Origin of the sequence: Neobacillus pocheonensis (genome assembly GCF_050477905.1) — a bacterium.
Lineage (GTDB): Bacteria > Bacillota > Bacilli > Bacillales > Cytobacillaceae > Neobacillus > Neobacillus pocheonensis_A.
The window spans coordinates 86,185-108,329 of sequence record NZ_JBCNAD010000031.1 but is presented as its reverse complement, the minus strand read 5'-3'; the positions used below and the strand labels follow the sequence as shown (position 1 = coordinate 108,329).

19 protein-coding genes and 1 pseudogene are annotated in these 22,145 nt (G+C 41.4%); 4 read left to right on the top strand and 16 right to left on the bottom strand.

The genetic code is table 11. The annotated features are described in order from the left end of the window. Positions 1-222 (bottom strand): hypothetical protein (locus ABES02_RS17345; RefSeq protein WP_430137468.1); only part of this gene is annotated, 222 nt, incomplete at its 3' end. 68 nt (positions 223-290) lie between these two features. Here ABES02_RS17345 and ABES02_RS17340 point away from each other — a divergent pair. Further along, a complete protein-coding gene (locus ABES02_RS17340) occupies positions 291-2,099 on the top strand; it encodes a TIGR04190 family B12-binding domain/radical SAM domain protein (RefSeq protein ID WP_430137465.1) in 1,809 nt (602 codons plus the stop codon). 34 nt (positions 2,100-2,133) lie between these two features. Here ABES02_RS17340 and ABES02_RS17335 read toward each other — a convergent pair whose 3' ends face one another. From ABES02_RS17335 to ABES02_RS17285, 11 genes and pseudogenes are all read right to left on the bottom strand, one after another. Next, positions 2,134-2,841 (bottom strand): ABC transporter ATP-binding protein, encoded by a 708-nt coding sequence (locus ABES02_RS17335; RefSeq protein WP_430137462.1) that lies wholly within the window; start codon positions 2,839-2,841, stop codon positions 2,134-2,136. Between the two features lies 1 nt (position 2,842). Then, the gene (locus tag ABES02_RS17330; RefSeq protein WP_430137459.1) at positions 2,843-3,622 is read right to left on the bottom strand and encodes an ABC transporter ATP-binding protein; all 780 of its coding nucleotides are present in this window, start codon (positions 3,620-3,622) and stop codon (positions 2,843-2,845) included. Beyond that, on the bottom strand, positions 3,597-4,571 hold the full coding sequence (locus tag ABES02_RS17325; protein WP_430137457.1) for a branched-chain amino acid ABC transporter permease: 975 nt from the start codon (positions 4,569-4,571) through the stop codon (positions 3,597-3,599). The genes ABES02_RS17330 and ABES02_RS17325 overlap by 26 nt, the downstream gene beginning before the upstream one ends. Before the next feature lie 14 nt (positions 4,572-4,585). Then, entirely contained in the window at positions 4,586-5,464 is an 879-nt protein-coding gene (locus tag ABES02_RS17320) for a branched-chain amino acid ABC transporter permease (RefSeq protein WP_430137454.1), read from the bottom strand. A 271-nt stretch (positions 5,465-5,735) separates the two neighbouring features. Then, positions 5,736-6,911, bottom strand: a complete 1,176-nt coding sequence (locus ABES02_RS17315) for an ABC transporter substrate-binding protein (protein ID WP_430137452.1) — start codon at positions 6,909-6,911, stop codon at positions 5,736-5,738. A gap of 318 nt (positions 6,912-7,229) precedes the next feature. Then, positions 7,230-8,432, bottom strand: a complete 1,203-nt coding sequence (locus tag ABES02_RS17310) for an MFS transporter (RefSeq protein WP_430137450.1) — start codon at positions 8,430-8,432, stop codon at positions 7,230-7,232. 183 nt (positions 8,433-8,615) lie between these two features. Next, positions 8,616-10,466: an ABC transporter ATP-binding protein gene (locus ABES02_RS17305; RefSeq protein WP_430137447.1), complete on the bottom strand. Its 1,851-nt coding sequence runs from the start codon at positions 10,464-10,466 to the stop codon at positions 8,616-8,618. Between the two features lie 2 nt (positions 10,467-10,468). Next, positions 10,469-12,196 carry an ABC transporter ATP-binding protein gene (locus ABES02_RS17300; RefSeq protein ID WP_430137444.1) on the bottom strand — a complete coding sequence of 576 codons (1,728 nt, stop codon included), beginning with the start codon at positions 12,194-12,196 and terminating at the stop codon, positions 10,469-10,471. Positions 12,197-12,337: 141 nt separating this feature from the next. Then, complete coding sequence (locus ABES02_RS17295; protein ID WP_430137442.1) at positions 12,338-12,685, bottom strand: ASCH domain-containing protein; 348 nt, start codon at positions 12,683-12,685, stop codon at positions 12,338-12,340. 69 nt (positions 12,686-12,754) lie between these two features. After that, positions 12,755-14,469: pseudogene (locus ABES02_RS17290) on the bottom strand (GMC family oxidoreductase). A 27-nt stretch (positions 14,470-14,496) separates the two neighbouring features. Beyond that, positions 14,497-15,231 carry a gluconate 2-dehydrogenase subunit 3 family protein gene (locus tag ABES02_RS17285; RefSeq protein ID WP_430137440.1) on the bottom strand — a complete coding sequence of 245 codons (735 nt, stop codon included), beginning with the start codon at positions 15,229-15,231 and terminating at the stop codon, positions 14,497-14,499. Between the two features lie 145 nt (positions 15,232-15,376). Between ABES02_RS17285 and ABES02_RS17280 the strand changes: the two genes are divergently transcribed. Further along, positions 15,377-16,075: a hypothetical protein gene (locus ABES02_RS17280; protein WP_430137437.1), complete on the top strand. Its 699-nt coding sequence runs from the start codon at positions 15,377-15,379 to the stop codon at positions 16,073-16,075. Positions 16,076-16,095: 20 nt separating this feature from the next. On the opposite strand, the gene ABES02_RS17275 is transcribed toward ABES02_RS17280, so the two are convergent. Genes ABES02_RS17275 through ABES02_RS17260 form a run of 4 tightly spaced genes read right to left on the bottom strand, consistent with a single transcriptional unit; the run spans position 16,096 to position 19,235 of the window. Next, positions 16,096-16,893 carry an ABC transporter permease subunit gene (locus ABES02_RS17275; protein WP_430137434.1) on the bottom strand — a complete coding sequence of 266 codons (798 nt, stop codon included), beginning with the start codon at positions 16,891-16,893 and terminating at the stop codon, positions 16,096-16,098. An 18-nt stretch (positions 16,894-16,911) separates the two neighbouring features. After that, positions 16,912-17,709 (bottom strand): ABC transporter permease subunit, encoded by a 798-nt coding sequence (locus ABES02_RS17270; protein WP_430137431.1) that lies wholly within the window; start codon positions 17,707-17,709, stop codon positions 16,912-16,914. Positions 17,710-17,711: 2 nt separating this feature from the next. Next, complete coding sequence (locus ABES02_RS17265; protein ID WP_430137428.1) at positions 17,712-18,596, bottom strand: ABC transporter ATP-binding protein; 885 nt, start codon at positions 18,594-18,596, stop codon at positions 17,712-17,714. 15 nt (positions 18,597-18,611) lie between these two features. Then, positions 18,612-19,235 (bottom strand): TetR/AcrR family transcriptional regulator, encoded by a 624-nt coding sequence (locus tag ABES02_RS17260; RefSeq protein ID WP_430137425.1) that lies wholly within the window; start codon positions 19,233-19,235, stop codon positions 18,612-18,614. A gap of 209 nt (positions 19,236-19,444) precedes the next feature. Between ABES02_RS17260 and ABES02_RS17255 the strand changes: the two genes are divergently transcribed. Next, positions 19,445-20,407 carry a nuclease-related domain-containing protein gene (locus ABES02_RS17255; protein WP_430137422.1) on the top strand — a complete coding sequence of 321 codons (963 nt, stop codon included), beginning with the start codon at positions 19,445-19,447 and terminating at the stop codon, positions 20,405-20,407. A 498-nt stretch (positions 20,408-20,905) separates the two neighbouring features. Further along, complete coding sequence (gene pepT / locus ABES02_RS17250) at positions 20,906-22,138, top strand: peptidase T (protein WP_430137420.1); 1,233 nt, start codon at positions 20,906-20,908, stop codon at positions 22,136-22,138. The last annotated feature ends 7 nt before the right edge of the window (positions 22,139-22,145 follow it).

Below are 22,145 nucleotides of genomic sequence, written 5' to 3'. Positions count from 1 at the left end.
TAAGTATAGTAAACTAAAGTAAATTGGAAAAATTCTCTTATTTATAGGCTCTGTTAAATTTGGCTGTTGATTTCCGCTCCAGGCGCTCGCTTTCCGCGGGCGTGCCGGGGAGCCTCCTCGGCGCTTTTGCGCCTGTGGGGTCTCCCCAGCCCCGTACTCCCGCAGGAGTCGAGCGCCCTCCGCTCCAATCAACAGGGTATGTAAAACAACAATATCGTTCAAACAGAGCCTATTTATAAATGAAAATTTGTGAATATATTCACAAAAACTTTTCTCCAGAGGTGGTTAAATTGAAATACGATATAGTGCTATTACATGCACCGAGCGTCCATGACTTTCGGAAAAATTCTCTGCTGGCCGGACCAATTAGTGATGTCGTTCCGTCGTCGCCAGTTTTTGAAATGTATCCGATTGGATTAACAAGTATTGCCGATTATTTAGAAAGATATGGATTAAGGGTGAAAATCATTAATATCGCGAATCGCATGCTGATGAATGAAAACTTTGATGTGGAAAAAAAGTTAAAGAAAATCCAAACAAAAGCATTCGGTATTGACCTCCATTGGCTCCCGCATGCCCATGGCAGCATTGAACTGGCGAAGATAGTGAAAAGTCTCCACCCTGCAACCCCCATCATCTTCGGAGGATTATCCGCCACCTATTATCATAAGGAACTAATTGAATACCCTTTTATTGATTTTGTCATGCGCGGTGACTCCACTGAAAAGTTGATGCTGCTCCTGATGAACATGATTGATCTTGGAAATACCCACTATGCCGATATTCCTAATTTAACATGGAAAAAGGACACCGAGGTGGGGTATAATCCACTGACCTTTGTGCCAAAGGATTTGGATGATATTGACGTACCAGGCTATCGCTATACCATCCGCTCCGTTTTTAAATATAAAAACTTCCTCGACCCGCTGCCTTACAATGGCTGGCTGCAATATCCAAACACGGCGCTGTTAACCGCAAGGGGCTGTACGCAAAACTGCCTTATCTGCGGTGGTTCAAGAGAGGCATATGACCAAAACTGCAACCGCAATTTGCTGGCACTAAGATCACCGGCAAAGCTTATAGAAGACATTCAATTTATCTCACGATTTAGCAGGGCACCGATTTTTATCTTACATGACCTTCGTCAAGGTGGACGTGAATATGTGGATGAGTTTTTTAGTCGCTTAAAGAAGTTAAATCTAAAAAATGAAATCGTGTTTGAGTTATTCCAGTATGCGGATGTAGATTTCTTTCAAAAGATGAATGACAGCTGCGCCAAATACAGCATTGAAATTACGCTTGAGACACATGATGAGAACATTAGACGTTATAACGGTAAATTTAGCTGTACAAATGAAAAGGTTATCGATACTCTCAATTTCGCCTTAAAGAATGGCTGTAAAAAAATTGACTTGTTCTTTATGGTTGGAATTCCAGGACAAACCTATCAAAGTGCTGTAGAAAACATTGATTTCTGTGAGACCATCCATCTCGCCTGCAACAAGGACCCAAGGATCTTTTATTTTGTCGCACCGCTCGCACCGTTCCTTGACCCAGCAAGTCCAGCCTTTGAGCATCCAGAGATCCATGGCTATAAAAGGCTCTGCCATACGCTTGAGGACCACCGTAAGGCGATTACCCAGCCTTCATGGAAGCATATGCTAAGCTATGAAACAAAAGATATGACCCGTGATGATATTGTCAACTCCACCTATGAAGCAGCAAACAAACTGAATGAGTTTAAATTAAAATATCAGCTCATCGATCAAGCGGGATATAAGGACATTAAGTGGAAGATTGAACAATCCATTGCTTATATTGAAAAAATTGATGTTCTGCTCTCACTGCCGGTAGAGGAACAAGCCGGAGAATTAGAAAAAATTCACAGGGAAATAGTAGAATTAAACAGTTATAGTATTTGCGGAAAGAACGAGTTAAAGTGGGAGGTTCCAAAGAATTATGCCAACTTCTTTTCGCTTGCCTTAGTCGGCTTGGAACAACTCTATGTGGATTATGCCAATAAAATCAGAAATCAATTACAACCAAAACTCCGCCAACAATTTAAACTGGAGCCAGAACAAAGAAAATTAAAAGCATAATAATAAAAGGTATCGGAGCGCTCTCCGATACCTTCTAATGTCCGCCTAAATAAGCATTTCTAATTTGGTCACTTGCACTGAGCTCTGCCGCAGTGCCAGAGGCAACAATTTTACCGGTCTCAATTACGTAAGCACGGTCTGCGATCGAAAGTGCCATGTTCGCGTTTTGTTCAACTAATAGGATGGTTGTACCTGTCTTATTAATTTCTTCGATAATATTAAAAATAGTCTTTACTAACAATGGGGCAAGACCCATTGAAGGCTCATCCAACAATAATAGCTTTGGTCGTGCCATCAAAGCGCGGCCCATTGCGAGCATTTGCTGCTCTCCGCCTGACAGCGTTCCTGACAGCTGCTTGCGGCGCTCATGCAAACGCGGGAAAAGCTGATAGATTTTTTCAAAATCTTCGCGAATCCCTTTTTTATCATTACGTAAATATGCTCCCAGTTCGAGGTTCTCCTCAACAGACATATTGGAAAAAACACGGCGCCCTTCTGGTACCTGTGATAGTCCCCTTTTCACGATTGACTGCGGCACTTTGCCAGCAACATGTTCGCTTTCGAACAAAATTTCACCATTCTTCGGCTTTAATAAGCCGGAAATGGTTTTTAAAAGAGTACTTTTTCCCGCACCGTTTGCGCCAATCAAGGTCACGATTTCGCCTTGGTTGATTTCGAGGGAAACTCCCTTCAATGCATGAATATTTCCGTAATAAACATTGATATCGTTGATTTTTAGCATGTTAAGAGACCTCCTCGCCTAAGTACGCTTCGATGACTTTTGGATTATTTCTGATTTGCTCTGGAGTACCATTGGCAATCAATTGGCCGTGGTCAAGTACATAGATTCGTTCACAAACACCCATTACAAGTAGCATGTCATGTTCAATTAGTAGGATCGTTAACGAAAATCTTTCACGAATTAAGGCAATTAAATTCATCAATTCTTCGGTTTCCTGCGGGTTCATCCCTGCTGCCGGTTCATCAAGCAAGAGCAGCTTAGGGTTTGCGGCAAGAGCACGGGCAATTTCAAGACGGCGCTGCTGACCGTACGGCAGGTTCTTGGCCTTCTCATGCATAACGCCATCCAGCTTAAAGATTTTCAAAAATTCAATCGCCTTTTCTTCCATTTCCTTTTCACCAGAAAAGTGAGAAGGGAGGCGGAAGATCGAGCTCATAATCGAATGCTTAGCTAATGAGTGATAGGCAACCTTTACATTATCAAGCACCGATAATTCACTAAACAAACGGATATTCTGGAATGTTCGGCTGATTCCCTTTTTCGTAATCTTATAGGGAGCCTGCCCATTTAATTTTTCACCATCTAAAGAGATGCTGCCTTCAGTTGGAACATATACGCCTGTTAAAAGATTGAAAAATGTCGTTTTTCCGGCACCATTTGGACCAATTAAACCGACAAGTTCACCCTGTTTTAATTCTAAATTTACGTCGGAAACTGCTTTTAATCCGCCAAACCGGATTCCTGCATTTTCTACCTTAAGCAACGGTTTGTTTGCTTGCATCTTGAGAACCTCCCTTAGAGGATTTTCCTACTTTGAAGAATGAGGTAATTTCTCTTGTTCCTAGCAACCCTTGTGGACGGAAGAGCATCATTGCAATTAAGACAAGGCTGTAAACAACCATCCGGACCTCTGGATAGTTAGCAAGGAAGGTTGAAATAATCGTTAATAGAATCGCAGCGATTACGGCACCAGACATACTTCCAAGTCCGCCAAGCACAACGAAAATTAAAATATCAAATGATTTCAAGAAGCCAAAGTTAGTCGGCTGGATAATATAGAAGTTGTGGGCATGCAAGGCACCAGCAACGCCGGCAAAAAAAGCGCCAATGGCAAACGCCATAACCTTATAATAAGTCGTGTTGATTCCCATTGCATCCGCTGCAATTTCATTTTCCCTAATCGAAATGCAGGCACGACCATGGGTTGAGTTAGTGAAGTTTACAATAACAACGATGGTAATCAGAACACAGGCAAACAGCCAAGGCCAAGTGATCAAGTGAGAAACTGTCATACCACTTGCTCCGCCTACATAATCAACATTTAAAAAGAGAATTCTCATAATCTCGCCAAAGCCTAATGTGGCGATGGCTAAATAGTCTCCCCTTAGGCGTAGCGTCGGAATCCCAATCACTAATCCCGCAATCGCTGCAACTAAGCCGCCTACAATCAACGCGACAGGGAAGGGAAGGCTTAATTTCATCGTTACGATGGCTGATGCATAGGCGCCAACAGCAAGGAAGCCAGCATGTCCAATCGAAAACTGCCCTGTAATTCCAATAATTAAATGAAGACTAACCGCAAGGATAATATTGATTCCGATGAAAAAGAGCGTGTTGACATAGAAGGAGTTTAACGTACCTCCGTTAATTAAAAACTGAGTTATCACTGCAAATACGACTGCAACAGCGATCCAGATCCAAAAAGTCTTTGTTTGTTTCAATGTATTCATTCGTTAGCCACCCCCTAGACTTTTTCCCTGACATTTTTACCAAATAAACCGGCTGGACGGAAAATTAAAATAAGAATTAAGACAACAAAGGCTACTCCATCACGCCATAAAGAATATCCGGCCGCACTAACAAGCGACTCGATGACACCTAATAATAATCCACCGGTCATAGCACCTGGAATAATTCCGATTCCGCCTAATACAGCGGCAACGAATGCCTTAAGTCCAGGGATAATTCCCATTAATGGTTCAATTTTTGTATAGTACATACCGAAAATAACGCCTGCTGCTCCTGCAAGGGCAGAACCAATGGCAAAAGTCGCTGAAATCGTGTTATTTACATTGATCCCCATCAATCTTGCTGCATCCATATCGTGTGATACGGCACGCATAGCTTTTCCGATTTTGGTCTTATGAACGATAAACTGCAGTAAGATCATTAAGAAAACGGATGTACCTAAAATAAGAATAGATTGTCCACTAATTTTTACTCCAAAAATCTCTAAGCTTTTAAGTGGAACGATACCATCTGGATAAGCTTCTGGCTGAGCACCACGAGCATAAATTGTTCCGTATTCGATAAATAATGATACCCCAATCGCTGTAATCAGCGCTGCAATCCTTGTAGCATTCCTTAACGGCTTGTAAGCAATCCGCTCGATTAATACACCAAAGATGGCACAAGCGGCCATAGCAATTACCAATGCCGGGAAAAATCCTAAATGAAAAATTGAAATACAATAAAATCCGATAAATGCACCGACCATGAAGACATCCCCATGGGCAAAGTTAATTAATTTTACGATACCATATACCATTGTGTACCCTAGGGCAATTAATGCGTAAATACTACCTAGAGATATTCCGTTGACTAGCTGCTGTATGATTTCCATTTGTGTAACACTCCTTTGGAAGGACTTCAACTTTTTATAAAAGATAGGCGTTAACTGCGTTAACATGTTGGGAAAAGTGTTTTCTCTTATTAAATTGGAATAGGGAGGCAATTCGCTCCCTATCCATTAGAAAACTTATAGGAATTGTCTAGCTACAGCGCCTAGGGGCTCTTTGGTCTAAGCCAATCCGTCGAGAAGGTTAAAAAGCAACCTTCCCGCCGGCTCGTCTTATGCTTGTCGCCCCTGAACAAGGCGCTTCCGCTTTTCTAGATTAAGGGTTTACCTTTGTCTTAAATTGTTGTTGACCATTTACGTACTCAAGAATTACTGCGGCTTTGATTGGGTCATGGTTCTTATCAAGCTTTAAGTTACCAGATACAAGTTGGAGACCGTCTGTTGATTCAAGAGCTTTTTGAATTTTCTTAGGATCGCCGCTTCCTGCGCGTTTAATAGCATCAGCAACGAAGTAAGCAGTATCATAACCTAGAGCAGCAAAAGCATCTGGAGATTTATCATTGTATTTCGCTTTGAACGCTGCTACGAATTCTTGAACCTTTTTATCACTATCGCCAGATGAATAGTGGTTTGTGATAAACGTATCTTTAAGTGGAGCTGAACCAGCAATTTCTACTAGTTTTGGAGAATCCCAGCCATCGCCGCCCATGATTGGAACATTAATACCAAGAGCACGAGCCTGTTTCACGATTAGACCAACTTCTTCATAAAATCCTGGAAGGAAAATGTATTCTGGATTTTTCGCTTTAATATTTGTTAAAATCGCATTAAAATCAGTATCCTTAGCTACATATGCTTCTTCAGCAACGATATTTCCGCCATTTTTCTTAAAGTTCTCTTTGAAAGAAGCTGCAAGGCCTTTTGAATAATCACTTGAGCTGTCAATAATTACAGCTGCATTTTTAACCTTTAACGTGTTTAAGGCAAATGTCGCAGCAACTGTGCCCTGGAATGGGTCGATAAAGCAAGTACGGAATACAAAGTCATTAACCTTACCGTCTTTGTTAGTAATTGTGGCATTTGTAGCAGTTGGTGTAATTAATGGGACTTTGTTATCTTGGGCAATTTGAACTTGAGCAAGGGTATTTGTACTTGTTGCAGAACCGATGATAGCTGCTACCTTATCTTGGCTGACTAGTTTAATAGCACCGTTTGTTGCTTCTGCAGCATCTGATTTATTATCAACTGCTACTAATTGCAATTTCTTGCCGTCGATACCTTTTTTGTTGATTTCTTCAAATGCTAATTCAACACCTTCTTTAACCGACTGACCATATGAAGCTACACCGCCGGATAGCTCTAGGTTTGCACCGATCTTGATTGTGCCGCCCTTTTCAGCATCACCGCTTGTGCTGGCAGAGCCACAGCCTGCCATTACACCTGCCGCCATCATCAGCGACATAAAAATTCCTGCTACCTTTTTCTTTCTCATACTTTACCCCCTACTTTTTTTCAAAATTTTCCCAAGCCTTTTGTCCTACTTTTTTTAAAAACATATAATATTCTGAAAACATTGTATCTAATATTTTCGAGTTCGTCTAGTATATTTGTCAGTTATTTTAAAATAATTTAGAAAATAATATTTTTAAAAGGTTTTATTGGTTTTAAGGCTTTATTACGCTAAAGTGAATAAGATTTTATTTTTTGAATAATAAGTAAATGATCCTTAAAATATTTTGTTTAAATATGATTCGGTCTCCGAAACATAAAAAAAAAGAGAACCCAAAATGGACTCTCTCATTTCAAATTATTATACTAATTCTTTTCTCTTTGTTTCTTTCCCAAAAATAAGGACCGTTAAAGCGCCAATAATGATAGAGATACAGAAGATTGTAAAGATTGACTGAATCGATATTTTTTGGGCTACTAGATAGCCCACCAATAATGGCCCTAGCACCCCGCCAATTCGCCCAAACGATGCGGCCACCCCTACACCGGTCCCACGAATGACTGTTGGATACTGTTCAGGCGTGTACGCATACAAGCCGCCCCATGCGCCAAGGTTAAAGAAGGACAGCAGGATTCCAGAGGTCATTAAAAGAGCTGTTGATTCCGCTGTTCCAAAGAAATAAGCGCTGATAGCTGTACCAATTAAATAAACGACTAACACAAATTTTCGGCCAAACCGTTCAATAAACCAAGCCGCTGTAAAATACCCAGGCAATTGCGCCAAAGTCATAATGAGTACATATTCAAAACTTTTAATTAAGCTAAAGCCTTTCATCACCATTACGCTTGGCAGCCAAAGGAACATTCCATAATACGAAAAGACGACACAAAACCAGAGAACCCAAAGCATGACCGTTTGACGTCCATATTCTTTTGAAAAAAGCTTCGCCAGGCTTTGAAAAACGGAGAGTTTCTCCTTATCCTTTAAGCTTGAGAATCGCGGTGAATCCGGCAAACCAATACGCAAATATAAGGCATATAGTGCAGGAATGGCACTAATAATCAAAGCGGTTTGCCAGCCGAAGCTTGGAATGACAAAATAGGAGATCAAGGCCGCAATCAGCCAGCCGCCAGCCCAAAAGCTTTCCAAAAGGACGACAATTCTGCCGCGGTTTTCTGGAGCAACACTTTCGGATACCAGAGTAGAAGCGACTGGAAGTTCGCCGCCTAGGCCCATTCCAATAAAAAATCTAAAAATTAAAAAGAAGGTTAAAGTTGATGTAAAGGCGGAAGCGCCACTGCCAATTGAAAATAATAATAACGTAATGATAAATACATTTTTTCGCCCAATCCGATCAGCCATTAATCCGAATAGGAGGGCCCCTACGGCCATCCCAATGGAATTAATACTGCCAATCCAACCCATCTGTCCTGGCGTCAAATTCCATTCTACTTTTAACGCGGCAATAATGAACGAAAGCATCCCGACATCCATGGCATCAAACATCCAACCCATCCCGGCAATGCCAAGCAGCCGGCGTCCAGAGATTTCCTTTTTATTCATCTGAATCCCCCTATATGTACAACTATATTCATTATTCCCTAAATTCCCTTATTTTTTACATAAGGAGATTTAACTTTGAACACTAGTAATTCTACCAATTGTCTTTACAGTTGTCACCGTTGAACAGTAAAGAAACACAAAAAGAGGAATGCGCTATTCGCAATCCTCTTCATCATTTTTAGCCTATGCACCTTCAACATTTTTAAATTGATTAAAAAACATTTGATAATAACGGCCTTGTCTCTCCATTAACGCATCATGGCTTCCTTTTTCAATAATTTGGCCTTGGTCAATAACCATGATGGTGTCGGCATCTCGTATCGTATTAAGACGATGGGCGATGATAAAACTAGTCCGGTCCTCCATCAAGGCCAGCAGTGCTTCTTGGATATGGAGCTCAGTTCTCGTATCAATGCTGCTAGTGGCTTCGTCTAAAATAAGCAGCGATGGTTTTGCTAAAATCACTCTGGCAATCGCTAAGAGCTGGCGCTGACCTTGACTAAGATTTCCGCCATTTTCAGATAAAATCGTGTCATATTGATGAGGTAACCGTTTGATAAATCCATCAGCATTTGCCATCCTCGCTGCCTGTTCAATTTCTTCGTTGGTTGCATCCGGTTTGCCATACTTGATATTCTCCTTAATCGTCCCCGAAAACAAATATGTATCCTGAAGGACAAAGCCGAAGCAACTACGTAAGCTATCCCTTGTGTATTCACGAATATCCCGGCCATCAAGAAGAATTCTCCCGCTGGTCACATCATAAAATCTCGTCAGCAGATTCACGACCGTTGTTTTCCCGGCACCAGTTGGCCCCACCAAGGCCGTACTGCTGCCCACATCCGCTTCAAAGCTAACATTTTTTAAAATCGGTACATCCTTCCTGTAACCGAAACTGACATTCTCAAAGACAACATAACCTTTTGGATTTTCTAATGGAACAGCATTCGGCAAATCTGCAGGTTCCTCTTGTTCATCGATAATTTCAAAGACCCGCTCGGCCCCAGCGACACCTGATTGAAGAATATTAAAAATGTTGGCTAGATCATTAAGCGGTCTGACAAATTGTCTGGAGTAAGTGATAAAGCTTGCGATGGCCCCTACCGTGATCAGGCTTTTCAGGGCAAGGATTCCTCCGAAGACGGCGACAACCGCAAAGCCAAGATTATTAATGACGTTCATAATCGGCATCAGAAAACCGGACCAAATTTGCGCCTTAAGGCCGACCTCACGCAAGTTCTCATTGATCGTATTAAACTCCTCAATCACCTTTTCCTCGTGATTAAAGGCTTTGACCACTTCAATTCCGGAGATGGTTTCCTCTATATGACCATTTAGAGTACCCAGTTGAACTTGTTGATTTTTAAATAAAACGCTCGTTCTTTTGGCAATTGTCCGTGTCAGCAAAAACACGAGCGGCACGGTGATCAAGCTTGCCAATGTTAACAGCGGGCTTAAAATGAGCATCATGATTAACGATCCTGCGATGACAATGGCCCCAGACATTAACTGCGTAGTCGATTGGGATATCGTATTGCTGATATTATCCACATCGTTGGAAAGCCTGCTCATCAGCTCTCCATGTGTGCGTGAATCAAAAAACGACACTGGGAGTTTTTGCAGCTTTTTAAAAATAGCCTCTCTTAAGCTTTTGACAATCCGTTGGGCCACACCTGCCATCAGCCATCCTTGGAAAAAGGTAAGGAGTGCATCCCCGATATAGGCACACGTTAGGACGATAATCGTCATTTCAAGAATGTCAAAATCAACTTTCCCATGGTTCTGGCTCATCGCATCGACAGCTTTCCCTATCAGGAAAGGCGCGAGAAGCATAAGGGCAGAATCGATTACGATAAAAATAAAAATGACGGTCAGCATTTTCCTTTCTTTTCCAAAGTAATCCCAAAGTCGCTTAAGGGTTCCTTTAAAATTCTTTGGCTTTACCACTGGGCCGCGCAGGCGCTGTGCACCTCCTGGCCGTAATGGAGGTGGTGCAGGGGGTGCAGGGGTGCTGTTGCTTTGATTATTTGCCATTTTCACGACACCTCCTTGCCCATTTGTGAGTGGTAAATTTCCTGATAAACATGACAATCTTTCATTAATTCATGGTGATTTCCGACTCCAACTATTTCTCCATGGTCAAGGACAACAATTTTATCGGCATCCATAATCGACGTAATTCGCTGTGCAATTAAAAGGCACGTCAACCCCTTGGCATATGTCTTCAAGCCTTCCTTAATTTTTGCTTCTGTCGCTACATCGACTGCACTTGTACTATCATCTAAGATTAAAATTTCTGGTTTTTTCACTAATGCTCTAGCAATGGAAATCCTCTGCTTCTGCCCGCCGGAAAAATTAACACCGCCTTGGCCAATTTTGGTTTCATATCCTTCAGGAGAAGCGGTGATAAAATCGTGTGCACCAGCAATTGACGCAGCTGCTACCAATTCCTCGAACGAGGCATCCTCCTTTCCCCAGCGGATATTTTCGGCGACACTGCCCGTAAACAAAATATTTTTTTGCGGGACAATTGCAATTTTTTCCCGAAGCGTTTTCGGATTAATCTCGTCAATATTTTTTCCATCTACTTTAATGGCGCCAGTTGTGACATCGTAAAAGCGCGGAATCAGGCCAACTAGCGTACTTTTCCCTGAACCAGTTGAACCGATGATGCCGACCGTTTCGCCAGGCAAAATCGATAAATTAATCTTTCTTAGGATTGGCTCACCATATGCCGACTCATAAGAAAAAGTAACATTTTCAAAATCAATTCTTCCTTTTTCTTTTAATTGGTGGTTTGTTTCATTTGCAAGGACAGGGGAGTCCTCTTGGATAAAGATCTCACCAATTCTCCCGGCAGAGGCCCTTGCTCTGACAAACATATTAAAAACCATTGAAATCATCATCAAGGAAAATAAAATCTGCGTCATATAGTTGGTAAAGGCAATAATATTCCCAACTTGGATATTGCCTTTATTGACTCCTAAACCGCCGATCCAGAGGACGACAACAATTCCAAGATTCACGGTCAGCATGATCGCCGGGCTGAAGGTAGCCATCAGGCGACTTGCGGTAATCGATTGATCTCGGAAATGGTTATTTGCCTTCGTAAATTTACCGATTTCTATATCAAAGCGATTAAACGCTTTAACCACGCGCACTCCCGATAGGTACTCCCGCATTACAGCGTTGACCTTATCTAACGCCTTTTGTACCTTTGCGAACAATGGAAATCCCAGTTTCATATTGTATACAATCAGCAAAGCGACAATTGGCACGACGACCGCGAGGACAACCGCAAGGTGAAGGTTTAAGCGTGTGGCCATAATAAGACCGCCAATCGCAAGAAGTGGGGCCTTAACAAATATCCGCATCAAGCCATTAACGAAAACCTGGATTTGTGTAACGTCATTGGTCAATCTTGTAATTAAGGACGCGCGGTCAAACCTATCAATATTTTTAAACGATAAGGTTTGGATTCTTTTAAACAAATCGGCTCTTAGCTCTGTCCCAAAATTTTGGGACACAATACTGGCGATGATACTTCTAGATGAAGCAGCGATGGCGCCGACAGCAGTGATGACTAGCATTAGGCCTCCCATTTTCAATACATAATGGAGATCTTTTTCCACAACCCCTTTATCGATGATTTTCGCCATGATGGTTGGTTGCATTAAGTCACTCAGCGCCTCGAAGGTAAGAAATAGGACAGCCATGCTAAAAGATTTCCAATACTTTTTTATGTATTTTGTTAAAAATTTCAATCAGTTCACCTCATCATGTCGGAAATCTTTTGATAAGGCTATTATAGTTTCGTGCTCCAGGATTAAACAAATTTTTACGACTGCCGAAATGATTAAAATTCCATTAAAAAATGGCCCATCACGTGAATGGACCATTTTTTATTAATTTTCTTCGCGGAATTCGTGAACCCACACGCGCATCTGCGGCAGCCATGGCATGCCTGGATGAATTGTAAGAATCGATTGTTTGTATTCTTCAACTGTTGCGAAGCCCTCGCGGCGGGCATCATCATCTGTCAACTCACCTAAGCTTTGCGAATAGACATTTTCCACTACAAAATTGCGGCCCTCAAGCGTCATGATTTCACCAGGATCCGCATAGCGGCCATTCCTTCGTGTCGCTGTTTTTTCACCGGAAAGGACCTTCTTTACATCCTCTTCCATTGTTACCAGTCGTTCAACAGAACAGGTTTTTGGCGGCAAGGCCTTGTTTTCGTTTTGTGTTGTCATTGCAGTTTCTCCTCCTTTAGTTAGCTCATTTTACCATATTACCATAATAGGTATATTTTTAAACGCTTTCTAAATAACTTGTCCGCCCTTATCATGGTATTTCAGAATGCCCTCAACAGCACGGTAGGCTAGGGCACCGACTGTTCCGGTCGGATTATAGCCGGAGTTGTGGCCAAATGCAGAGGCACCGACGACAAATAAATTGTCATAGTCATGCATTTGCAAATAATTATTTACAGCAGAAGTCCCAGGGTCTGCACCCATAATAACCCCGCCCGTATTGTGAGTCGATTGATAGGTGGAAATATCATAGGGCCCTAATTCCTTTAAGGAATCAATATGGTCGGCACCCATTTCCTTTAAGATATCAGCACATTTGTCAGCAAGGAAAACCGCAAGCTGGCGGTCCTGCTCTTCGAAATCAAAGGTAATTCGGATTAACGGGTCGCCAAAAGCGTCTTTGTAGGTAGGGTCGAGGTCAAGAAAGTGATGTTTGAACGGCATCGATGACCCTTGGGCCCCAACAGTTAAAACACGATTCGCATATTTTAACGACTGCTTCTTAAATTCTTTCCCCCACATTGGCGTACCCTTTGGAACTGGATTATTTTGAATCGGCCTGAAGCCCGTTTGCGTCAGCGAAATCCCGCCGCCATGGACAAACTTTATGTTGGAGTGGTCAAAATTATCGCCATTATAATCATCTACCAGCATACCGAGCGAACCGGCCCCAGCGAAGGTATTAAATTCTTTATCGTTAAAAAAGCCAACTGCATTGCCTTTCATGACCTGGTAGGCATAATTTTTACCGATGACACCTTTTCCAGTGTTTGGGTTATACGGTTCGCCAACGCCTGACATCAATAGCAAACGGATGTTATTGAAAACATAGCTTGTCATGACGACAATATCAGCCGGCTGTTCAATCTCTTCACCGGTTGTAACGTCTGTATATAAAACACCCGTCACCTTTTTGCCTTGTTTTAAAATTCTTCTTACATTGGAATGGGTTCTAATCTCAAAATTACCCGATTTCAGCGCAACCGGTATTACCGTCACGACTGGATCTGCTTTTGCCCCATACTCACAGCCAAACCGTTCGCAGTAGCCGCAATATTGACATGCCGACCTCTGAATGCCATCCGGATTTTTATATGATTCCGATAAATTGGCCGATGGCATCATATAAGGATGCAGGTCCAACTTTTTTGCTGCTTTCTCAAACATTTTAATTGGCGGTGATTTTTTCATTGGCGGGGTTGGATACTTATCAGACCTTTTTCCCCCTAGTGGATTTTCCTCTCCTGATATACCAGCGGTTTTTTCAAATCGATCATAGTAAGGTTCGAGTTCATCATAGGTAATGCCCCAATCCTGTAGATTCATTTCTGCAGGGATTTTATTTTTACCATATTTTTCAATCGTTTTACTACGAATTTCAAAGTCATAAGGAAGGAACCGGAATGTCTGGCCATTCCAATGAACACCCGAGCCTCCTAAACCATCCCCTAGCAGAAACGAACCGTATTGCCTCATTGGCAGGGCGCGGATTTTTCCTTGCCGCGGAAGGTGATCGTCTCCTTAGCCAGGTCCTGCATGAGATCATAGCGCAGGGCATATCTTAGTTCATCATGGACCATATAATAGTCCTCTGTTTTTCGTTCTTTCCCTCTTTCCAAACCGACTACTTTTAATCCTTTTTTCGTTAGTTCAGAGGCAATAATTCCTCCAGCCCAGCCAACACCAACGATGACAACATCAACTTTCGGTAATTTTCTCGCCATGCTTCCACCTTCTTTGTTTAAAAATTTCTATTTACCCATATGGTTTTGAAGACTCTGCGGCTTTATTTTCTTAAAGTCTTTTTCAATCACGCTGGCATAGGCCATTTTACTACCTGGATAATTGCGCATTTTCCAGCCGTCCATATTTTTATTGCCTCCATACAGCGGGTCACTATACACACCTTCCAGGGTTGAACTCCTCAGCATATTGAAAAAGCCGCTAGGCGAAATCGTGGTAATATTTACTTTGTCTTCCTCAAAGTCTTTCAGAATAGCATCCTTCTCATCGCCCTTTAAGTCGATGAAATCCTTCTTATACACAGCTTGACTATGGTTATTCAGTTCGCGTATGGCAATGTCAAAAATATCCCGTCGCTTTAACCGCCCTTGGAAGCCTTGAACTTTTTCCCCTTTAAAAAAGGGTGCCTGCATATATTCGCGTGAATTAAAGCCCCAATCACCCGCTAATTGATGATCAATAAAAAAGGCGACACCCAATTCCTTGGCACCCGGGCCATGATCGTCCTTCGGATATATCCGCTCCGTTGCTGCTTCGACAATCCGATATTGCTCAGGAGTAAAATACATCAGAGCCTGATTAAAATTTTGGGCCGTTTCCACTTTATTTTTCTTTGCCGTCCCAAGTGAGAGGATGCTCCCCAATACACCGCCAACGGCTAAACCGCCAACCGTATAACCTGTATTACGAATAAATTTTCTCCTTGATAAAACATCCGGTTTTTTCTTTTTTTCTTCTGTCATTCCAAACACCTCCAAGGAAAATAAATCAAAAAAATGTAGACTTCGACAGTTTCCTGCCTTTTGTTTGATAATGTTCTCAAAATAAACCATTCATACGCAGAAAAGGAAAAGGGAAATTTATTTTTAAAAAGGAAGCGTCTATGGAATGAAAATAAAGTGGAAAAATTGCTGTACCCCTATAATTGGTACCCTTCTGTTCCTAGGTGGCTGTTCTGGTCAGCAAAGTTTAAAAGGGCATGAAGCAGATGCAGCCATCAACCATGATTTACACCAACAGTCCCTGAACAACAAGGGGAATGGAGTCGTCCATGGCAATCATAATAATGTGAATGTGATTCCAAGCGTGGACAGGGCGAAGAAAAAAACCACTCAAGCGACAAGCGGGGTTGGAACTAATGTTTATAGCTTGATTGGCAGTTCCAGTTTACATGACGGGGGAATTTCATCGCACTTAGAATCGCGACTTGCAGGTGAGGGGATTCCAGGCATTAAGGTGTTCGTCCTTGATGACACCATTATCCTCGCAAGGGCGAATCAAGAGACAACATCCACCCGTTATGATGAAATGCAATCCAAAGTATTAACTAATACAAACGGTTTGTCCGGAAAGGGTAACTTGGACGGAGTCGACCAGACAAAGCTGAATACCGATGATAACTTAGATCGGGCGAAGGAAATTATGAGTAAAGCCTTTAACGGACAAGTACAGATTCTGACGATCACCAACCCAAAAGCGTTGCCGCTCATCGACGGAATTAAAACCAATATTAAAGCGAAAGCCCCGTCCTACAGCAAGCTTTCAAGCAATATTATTACACTGGTAAAAATGGCAAACGAAAAATAAGACCGGGGAACCCCGGTCTTTTACACATTTAAGTCTCTTTTTTTATAAAAAACATAGGTTACAACGGTTAGCAGCGCCGTCAGTATCAATGAAATCACGACAAAGACAGGGTCCAATCCACCGCCAAACATGACATTTTTGGCTTCAAAATATTTAAATGGTGTCAAATATTTCAAGCCGTCAATATTTTCATTTAAATCAACCGCAATCGACAGCAAATACGTTAATAAAAGAATGCCAGTAGCTATAGATGCAGCTGTTTTAGGTCTCTTTTTGACCGAAGCAAGGGCACTTCCGATGACCATAAACAGCAGCTGCAAAATGAACATACTAACCATTAGAAGGGTGATATCCCCATTTACTGCCTTACCCTCATTGTATTTCGCAATAAGAGCAATCGATGAAATCCAGGTTGCCAAATTAAAAATAATGATATTCGTTAATGCTGCTAATAATTTTGCGGTAATCACAGTGCTTCTTGATACTGGTTTAACAAACAAAAACTCCGATGTTTTATCTCGCTCCTCTTTGGCAATAATGGTTGCCCCCAGCATCGCCGCATGGATGGTTGCCATTAATAACAAATAGATAAACAACATTCCGTAATAACCACTTACCTTTGATAAATCCAAATCACTAAACCCAAAAACAGCCCGCATTGATTTTGGCATGTCTTTAAGCAGGTCATTGATGGACTGACCCGACGATGAATAAGCATCATATTTCGTCATACCTGAAACGACCATCAAGAAGACACCAATGCTCCAAAAGATGATCGATTTTCGATGGGACTTCAATTCTTTTAAGTAAATATTCATTTTCGAAACACCCCCTTATTAAACAGCATGAATATCTCTTTTAGAATAAACAACATAACTGGCCGCAATGGCTAGAACGATAATGACTGCACTGGTAATCAAAAAGGACACTTCATAGCCTGAGTGTTTGATAATATAGGCACTGTTAAAATATTTAAACGGCGAAATATAACGTTTTACTTCTTCGCCTGTCGTGTCGCTGAACATTCCCAAAAAGTAGAAAGCAAAGACAGTTGCCAGTGAGATGGTCAGCACCGATTTTATTTTCGGAACAATCACAGAAATGATGATTCCTAATGCCAGGAAAATCAGTTGAATGAAAAAAATCGTCAGTGAAAGCAAAAAGAAAATTTTCATGCTAAAATCGTCTGTCTGAACTTGGAGGGCCAGGAGGCTTGCTGCCGCGAAATAAATAATATTCGTGATAATTAAGGAAACAAATGCCCCCAATAACTTGGCCGTCAGTATTTGGCTGCGTGTCACAGGCTTTGTTAACAGAAAATCGGCTGTTTTTTCACGGACTTCCTTGCTGACAATGGAAGTTCCGAGATTCATTGCTTGAATAGCAGCACACAAGGTTACAAACGATAAGGGGAAGCTATAGAAACCTAAAATCGTAAAGAAATTTCCTTGATTAAATCCGATTGCATTTCTAATCGCCTCTGGATAATTCCCCATTATTTTCATAAATCCCTCTGCATCCTTGGCAATGGAAGTATAAAGCGACATAAACAGTGCGATAATTAACACTAACGAGATCGACCAGATGATTGTTGATTTTCGATACGCCTTCAATTCATGTAAAAAGATATTCATAGTTAGGCCTCCTTTTCGTAGTAGTGCATAAAGATCTCCTCAAGGTCAGGCTCTTCAATCCATAGATTAGCAATTTCTATTTCAGCGATTCTTTTCATGACGGCATTAATATCTCCCCTGAATAGGAAGCTTGTGATGTTGCCTTCGATGGCTAAATTATTGACACCGCTCATTAGGAAATAATTTTGGCTGATCGGCGATTTCGTCTCAATCTTGAACTTCTTATAATTATTTTCTTTTAAGGTACTAATTTTTTCTACCGTAACAATCTTTCCCTCTTTAATGATCGCAACTCGATTGCATAGTCTTTGAACCTCGCTAAGAATATGTGAAGAAAATAGAATGGTCGCGCCTTTCTTATTCTCTTCCTCCAACAGTTCAAAGAATTTTTGCTGCATGAGCGGGTCGAGTCCGCTTGTCGGTTCATCAAGGATGATGAGCTTTGGTTCATGGAGCAGGCCTTGCACAATGCCAACCTTCTTTTTGTTACCGAGTGAAAGATCATCAATCTTTTTATTTAGGTCAAGATCCATGATTTCTGCTAACTCTTTGATTCTCTTACTGCAGTCTTTTTTATAGAAACTAGCTGAGTATTTTAATAGATCTTTTACTTTCATATTGTCATAGTAAAAAACTTCAGACGGCAAATAGCCGATTTCCTTTTTTATTTCCGGGGCAAACTGAACGCAGTCCTTTCCAAAAATGGAAGCACTCCCGCTAGTGGGGTAAATGAGTGATAAAAGCGTTCTGATTGTCGTTGACTTCCCAGCGCCGTTAGGGCCGATGAAGCCAAAAATTTCGCCTTCTTCGACATTGAAACTGATGTCGGAAATTCCTCGTGATTTGCCGTAGGTTTTTGTAAGGTTTATAATTTCAATTACGTTCATCGTTATGTGCCCCCTTTATTTGTAAAAGCATGTTTTTAACACTTCAAAATACTCTTCTGTCTCGTCAACGATTGGTTGATAATCAAGTTCATGGTTAGGTGTTGATTTTGCTTGATTAAGAATTTCATCACTCATTTTTTCAAAGGTCCAGGTGATAATTTTGATGATTTTTTTGAGATCGACATCATCCCTAAATTTGGAATAATCAATGCCCTCATAAAATTTTCCCATATTGATATGGGTCAACTCCTGTTTCTTTTTATCAAATTCTGCTTTTATTTCTTGAGAATCTTCCAAAAATACCTCTTGTACAAACTTAAATATATCCGGATGGGTGCCTAGCATTTCCATTTTGACCATAACTGCTAGCCGAATCCTTTTAAAGAAATCAGTTTCTTTAAAATCGACTTTTTTGTAATACTCGTCGGTAATGAGTTCGGTGCAATAATCAAACAAAAATAAATACAGCTGCTTTTTATTGCCGAAATAATGAAATAGCAATCCCTTTGAAATACCGGCTTCTTTTACGATTTCATTGGTCGATGCATTATCATATCCTTTCTGGGCAAATTCCTTTATGGCAGCATTTATGATTCGTTCCTGTTTATCCTTATCTAGGTTGAGAAATTTCGAAAACACTGTGGCGGCCCTCCTTTTATTCTTGTTGACCAGGTGGGTCAATAGCGATATTATAATCCCGTTGACTCAATTGGTCAATAGGTGGCAAGCTTTATTTTTTACAAAAATATGAATGTTTGTTTTTCTATATAGTATGGCTTTTTGGGATGTGTTACGATTCATGTTGAAGGAGGTCGAATAACATTATTATTAAAAATAGAGACCCATCATTGAAGTTAGAAGGATTAATTGCAGCTCAAAATCGGTTGGCTGTCAGCCACCCTAGTTTGCCCGTTTTAGCGTCAAAGCGTTTCTCCGTCGAGGCTGGTATAGGCGGGGAAGAACGAGTAGCTGAAGTTTTCCGCAAGGATTCCTTACCATTTGAACACCGCATTTTCCACGATTTATCTCCCTCATCTGTTGAGCAATTTCAAATGGATACTTATTTCATGACTCCCTGGTATGGTTTTGTTTTAGAAGTTAAAAATATTGGAGGTGTGCTGGAGTTTAAGGATAATCCAGCACAATTAATCCGAACTAGAGAAGATGGGCAGAGGGATGGCTTTGATAGCCCTGTTGTCCAATTAGAGAGAAATCAGGAATTATTGAGCGCCTGGCTTAGAGGCAGGGGTATCCAATTACCAGTTTATGGGGCAGTTTCCCTCGCATATCCTAAGCAAATCGTAGCCGTTCCACCTGCGAAGACCAAGATTTTATTCCCCAACTTGATTCCATCCTATATTCGAAGTATTCCACAGCAAACTAAAAAATTGGATATAGAAACTTTCAATTGGCTTTCCGGTGAGCTTCTAGCTAGTCACCAACGATTTATTCCAAAGCCAATATGTGAGAGTTATCGTATACCTTTTGGTGATTTTCAGCCTGGGGTCAGATGTGTTACATGTGGCAGGATCGGGATGATTAAACTTCCCCGAACTTGGCAATGTCCATTTTGTGAGACGATGGATCACTGTGCTCATCAGCGAACTTTGTTAGAGTGGTTTTTGATTTTTAATAGGAGGATTACGAATAGGGAGTGCCGGGAGTTTTTGGGGGTAGATATTCAGACTGCTAAACGCATTTTGACAAGTATGCATTGGCAATTCGAAGGAACGTTTCGAAACAGGTCATATATAATGGACTTTAATAACATTGTCTATGACCAAACTAAGCGAATCTTTGTTTTCAGATAGACAGTGTTGTTTGGCTATAAGTCAGTTAATGAGTCGCATCCGACAGTAATTTTGGAAGGCGACAGATATGACGAGCTATCTGACAATTAACCTGTCGCATCTGACAGTTTTATCGCCTTATCCGCCAGTAATTTTGGAAGGCGACAGATATGACGAGCTATCTGACAGTTTACCTGTGGCATTCGACAGTTTCATTTCCTCATCCGACAGTAATTTTGAATGGCGACAGATATGACGAGCTATCTGACAGTTTACCTGTGGCATTCGACAGTTTCATCGCCTCATCCGACAGTAATTTTGAATGGCGACAGATATGACGAGCTATCTGACAATTAACCTGTCGCATCTGACAGTTATGATATGTTATCCGACAGATATGGAGTCGCATCTGACATCAATGCAAAATCACTCTGCCACTCCCCCAAAAAAGTGTATCCGCTCTCATAAAGTGATATGATATTCATGTACAAAAACCTAAATCAGGGGAGTGTAGCAAACGTGAAGAACGAATTGATTGAAAGATTTACTTCCTATGTTAAAGTGGACACCCAGTCCAATGAAAACAGTGAAACGTGCCCATCAACAGAGGGACAATGGACACTGCTTCATATGCTTGAGGATGAATTAAAGGGAATAGGGATGGAAGAAGTGACTCTGGACGAGAATGGCTATCTGATGGCAACCCTGCCTTCCAATACTGACAAGTCAGTCCCAACCATCGGCTTTCTTGCCCACGTGGATACAGCTACCGATTTTACAGGGAAAAATGTTAACCCGCAAATCGTAGAAAACTATAATGGTGAGGCGATCGTCTTAAACGAAGCACTAAAAGTGATCATGTCACCAAAAGACTTCCCGAGCCTGCCAGACTATAAAGGTCATACTTTAATTACTACTGACGGCACAACTCTACTTGGTGCGGACAATAAAGCCGGTGTCACGGAGATTATGACCGCAATGGCTTACTTAATCCAAAATCCGGAAATCAAGCACGGTAAGGTCCGCGTTGCGTTCACCCCGGACGAAGAAATTGGCAGAGGACCACATAAGTTTGACGTTGCGGCCTTCAATGCCAGCCACGCTTACACCGTTGACGGCGGTCCGCTAGGGGAGTTAGAGTACGAAAGCTTCAATGCTGCCTCAGCCAAAATCACAATCAAAGGTACCAATATTCATCCAGGCTCAGCCAAAGATAAAATGGTTAACTCCATGAAAATTGCCATGGAATTACATAGTAAGCTTCCAACACAAGAAGCACCTGAACATACTGAAGGATACGAAGGCTTCTACCACCTCATTTCCTTCAATGGTGAGGTTGAACAATCAAATCTTTACTATATTATTCGAGATCATGACAGGGAAAAATTCAATGCCAGAAAAGCAACGATTGAAAACATTGTCGCCCAATTACAAGAAAAATACGGCTCTGACAATATCCTGCTTGATTTAAAAGACCAGTACTACAACATGGGAGAGAAAATCGAACCGGTAAAGGAAATTGTCGATATTGCACATGAAGCCATGGTGAGCTTAGATATTAAGCCAATTGTAAAACCCATCCGCGGCGGTACAGACGGCTCCCAGTTATCTTATATGGGATTGCCAACACCAAATATTTTTACCGGCGGTGAAAACTTCCACGGGAAATTTGAATTTATTTCCGTCGATAACATGATCAAAGCCACACAAACGGTTATTGAAATAATCAAATTGACAGAGCAAAAAGCTTAAATTCAAA

Coding starts and splice junctions, on each gene's coding strand:
- ABES02_RS17270 (WP_430137431.1), bottom strand. CDS start 17,709: ATGAATATCTTTTTACATGAATTGAAGGCGTATCGAAAATCAACAATC.
- ABES02_RS17295 (WP_430137442.1), bottom strand. CDS start 12,685: ATGACAACACAAAACGAAAACAAGGCCTTGCCGCCAAAAACCTGTTCT.
- ABES02_RS17310 (WP_430137450.1), bottom strand. CDS start 8,432: ATGAATAAAAAGGAAATCTCTGGACGCCGGCTGCTTGGCATTGCCGGG.
- ABES02_RS17320 (WP_430137454.1), bottom strand. CDS start 5,464: ATGGAAATCATACAGCAGCTAGTCAACGGAATATCTCTAGGTAGTATT.
- ABES02_RS17330 (WP_430137459.1), bottom strand. CDS start 3,622: ATGCAAGCAAACAAACCGTTGCTTAAGGTAGAAAATGCAGGAATCCGG.
- ABES02_RS17265 (WP_430137428.1), bottom strand. CDS start 18,596: ATGAACGTAATTGAAATTATAAACCTTACAAAAACCTACGGCAAATCA.
- ABES02_RS17275 (WP_430137434.1), bottom strand. CDS start 16,893: ATGAATATTTACTTAAAAGAATTGAAGTCCCATCGAAAATCGATCATC.
- ABES02_RS17305 (WP_430137447.1), bottom strand. CDS start 10,466: ATGGCAAATAATCAAAGCAACAGCACCCCTGCACCCCCTGCACCACCT.
- ABES02_RS17285 (WP_430137440.1), bottom strand. CDS start 15,231: ATGACAGAAGAAAAAAAGAAAAAACCGGATGTTTTATCAAGGAGAAAA.
- ABES02_RS17335 (WP_430137462.1), bottom strand. CDS start 2,841: ATGCTAAAAATCAACGATATCAATGTTTATTACGGAAATATTCATGCA.
- ABES02_RS17280 (WP_430137437.1), top strand. CDS start 15,377: ATGAAAATAAAGTGGAAAAATTGCTGTACCCCTATAATTGGTACCCTT.
- ABES02_RS17315 (WP_430137452.1), bottom strand. CDS start 6,911: ATGAGAAAGAAAAAGGTAGCAGGAATTTTTATGTCGCTGATGATGGCG.
- ABES02_RS17325 (WP_430137457.1), bottom strand. CDS start 4,571: ATGAATACATTGAAACAAACAAAGACTTTTTGGATCTGGATCGCTGTT.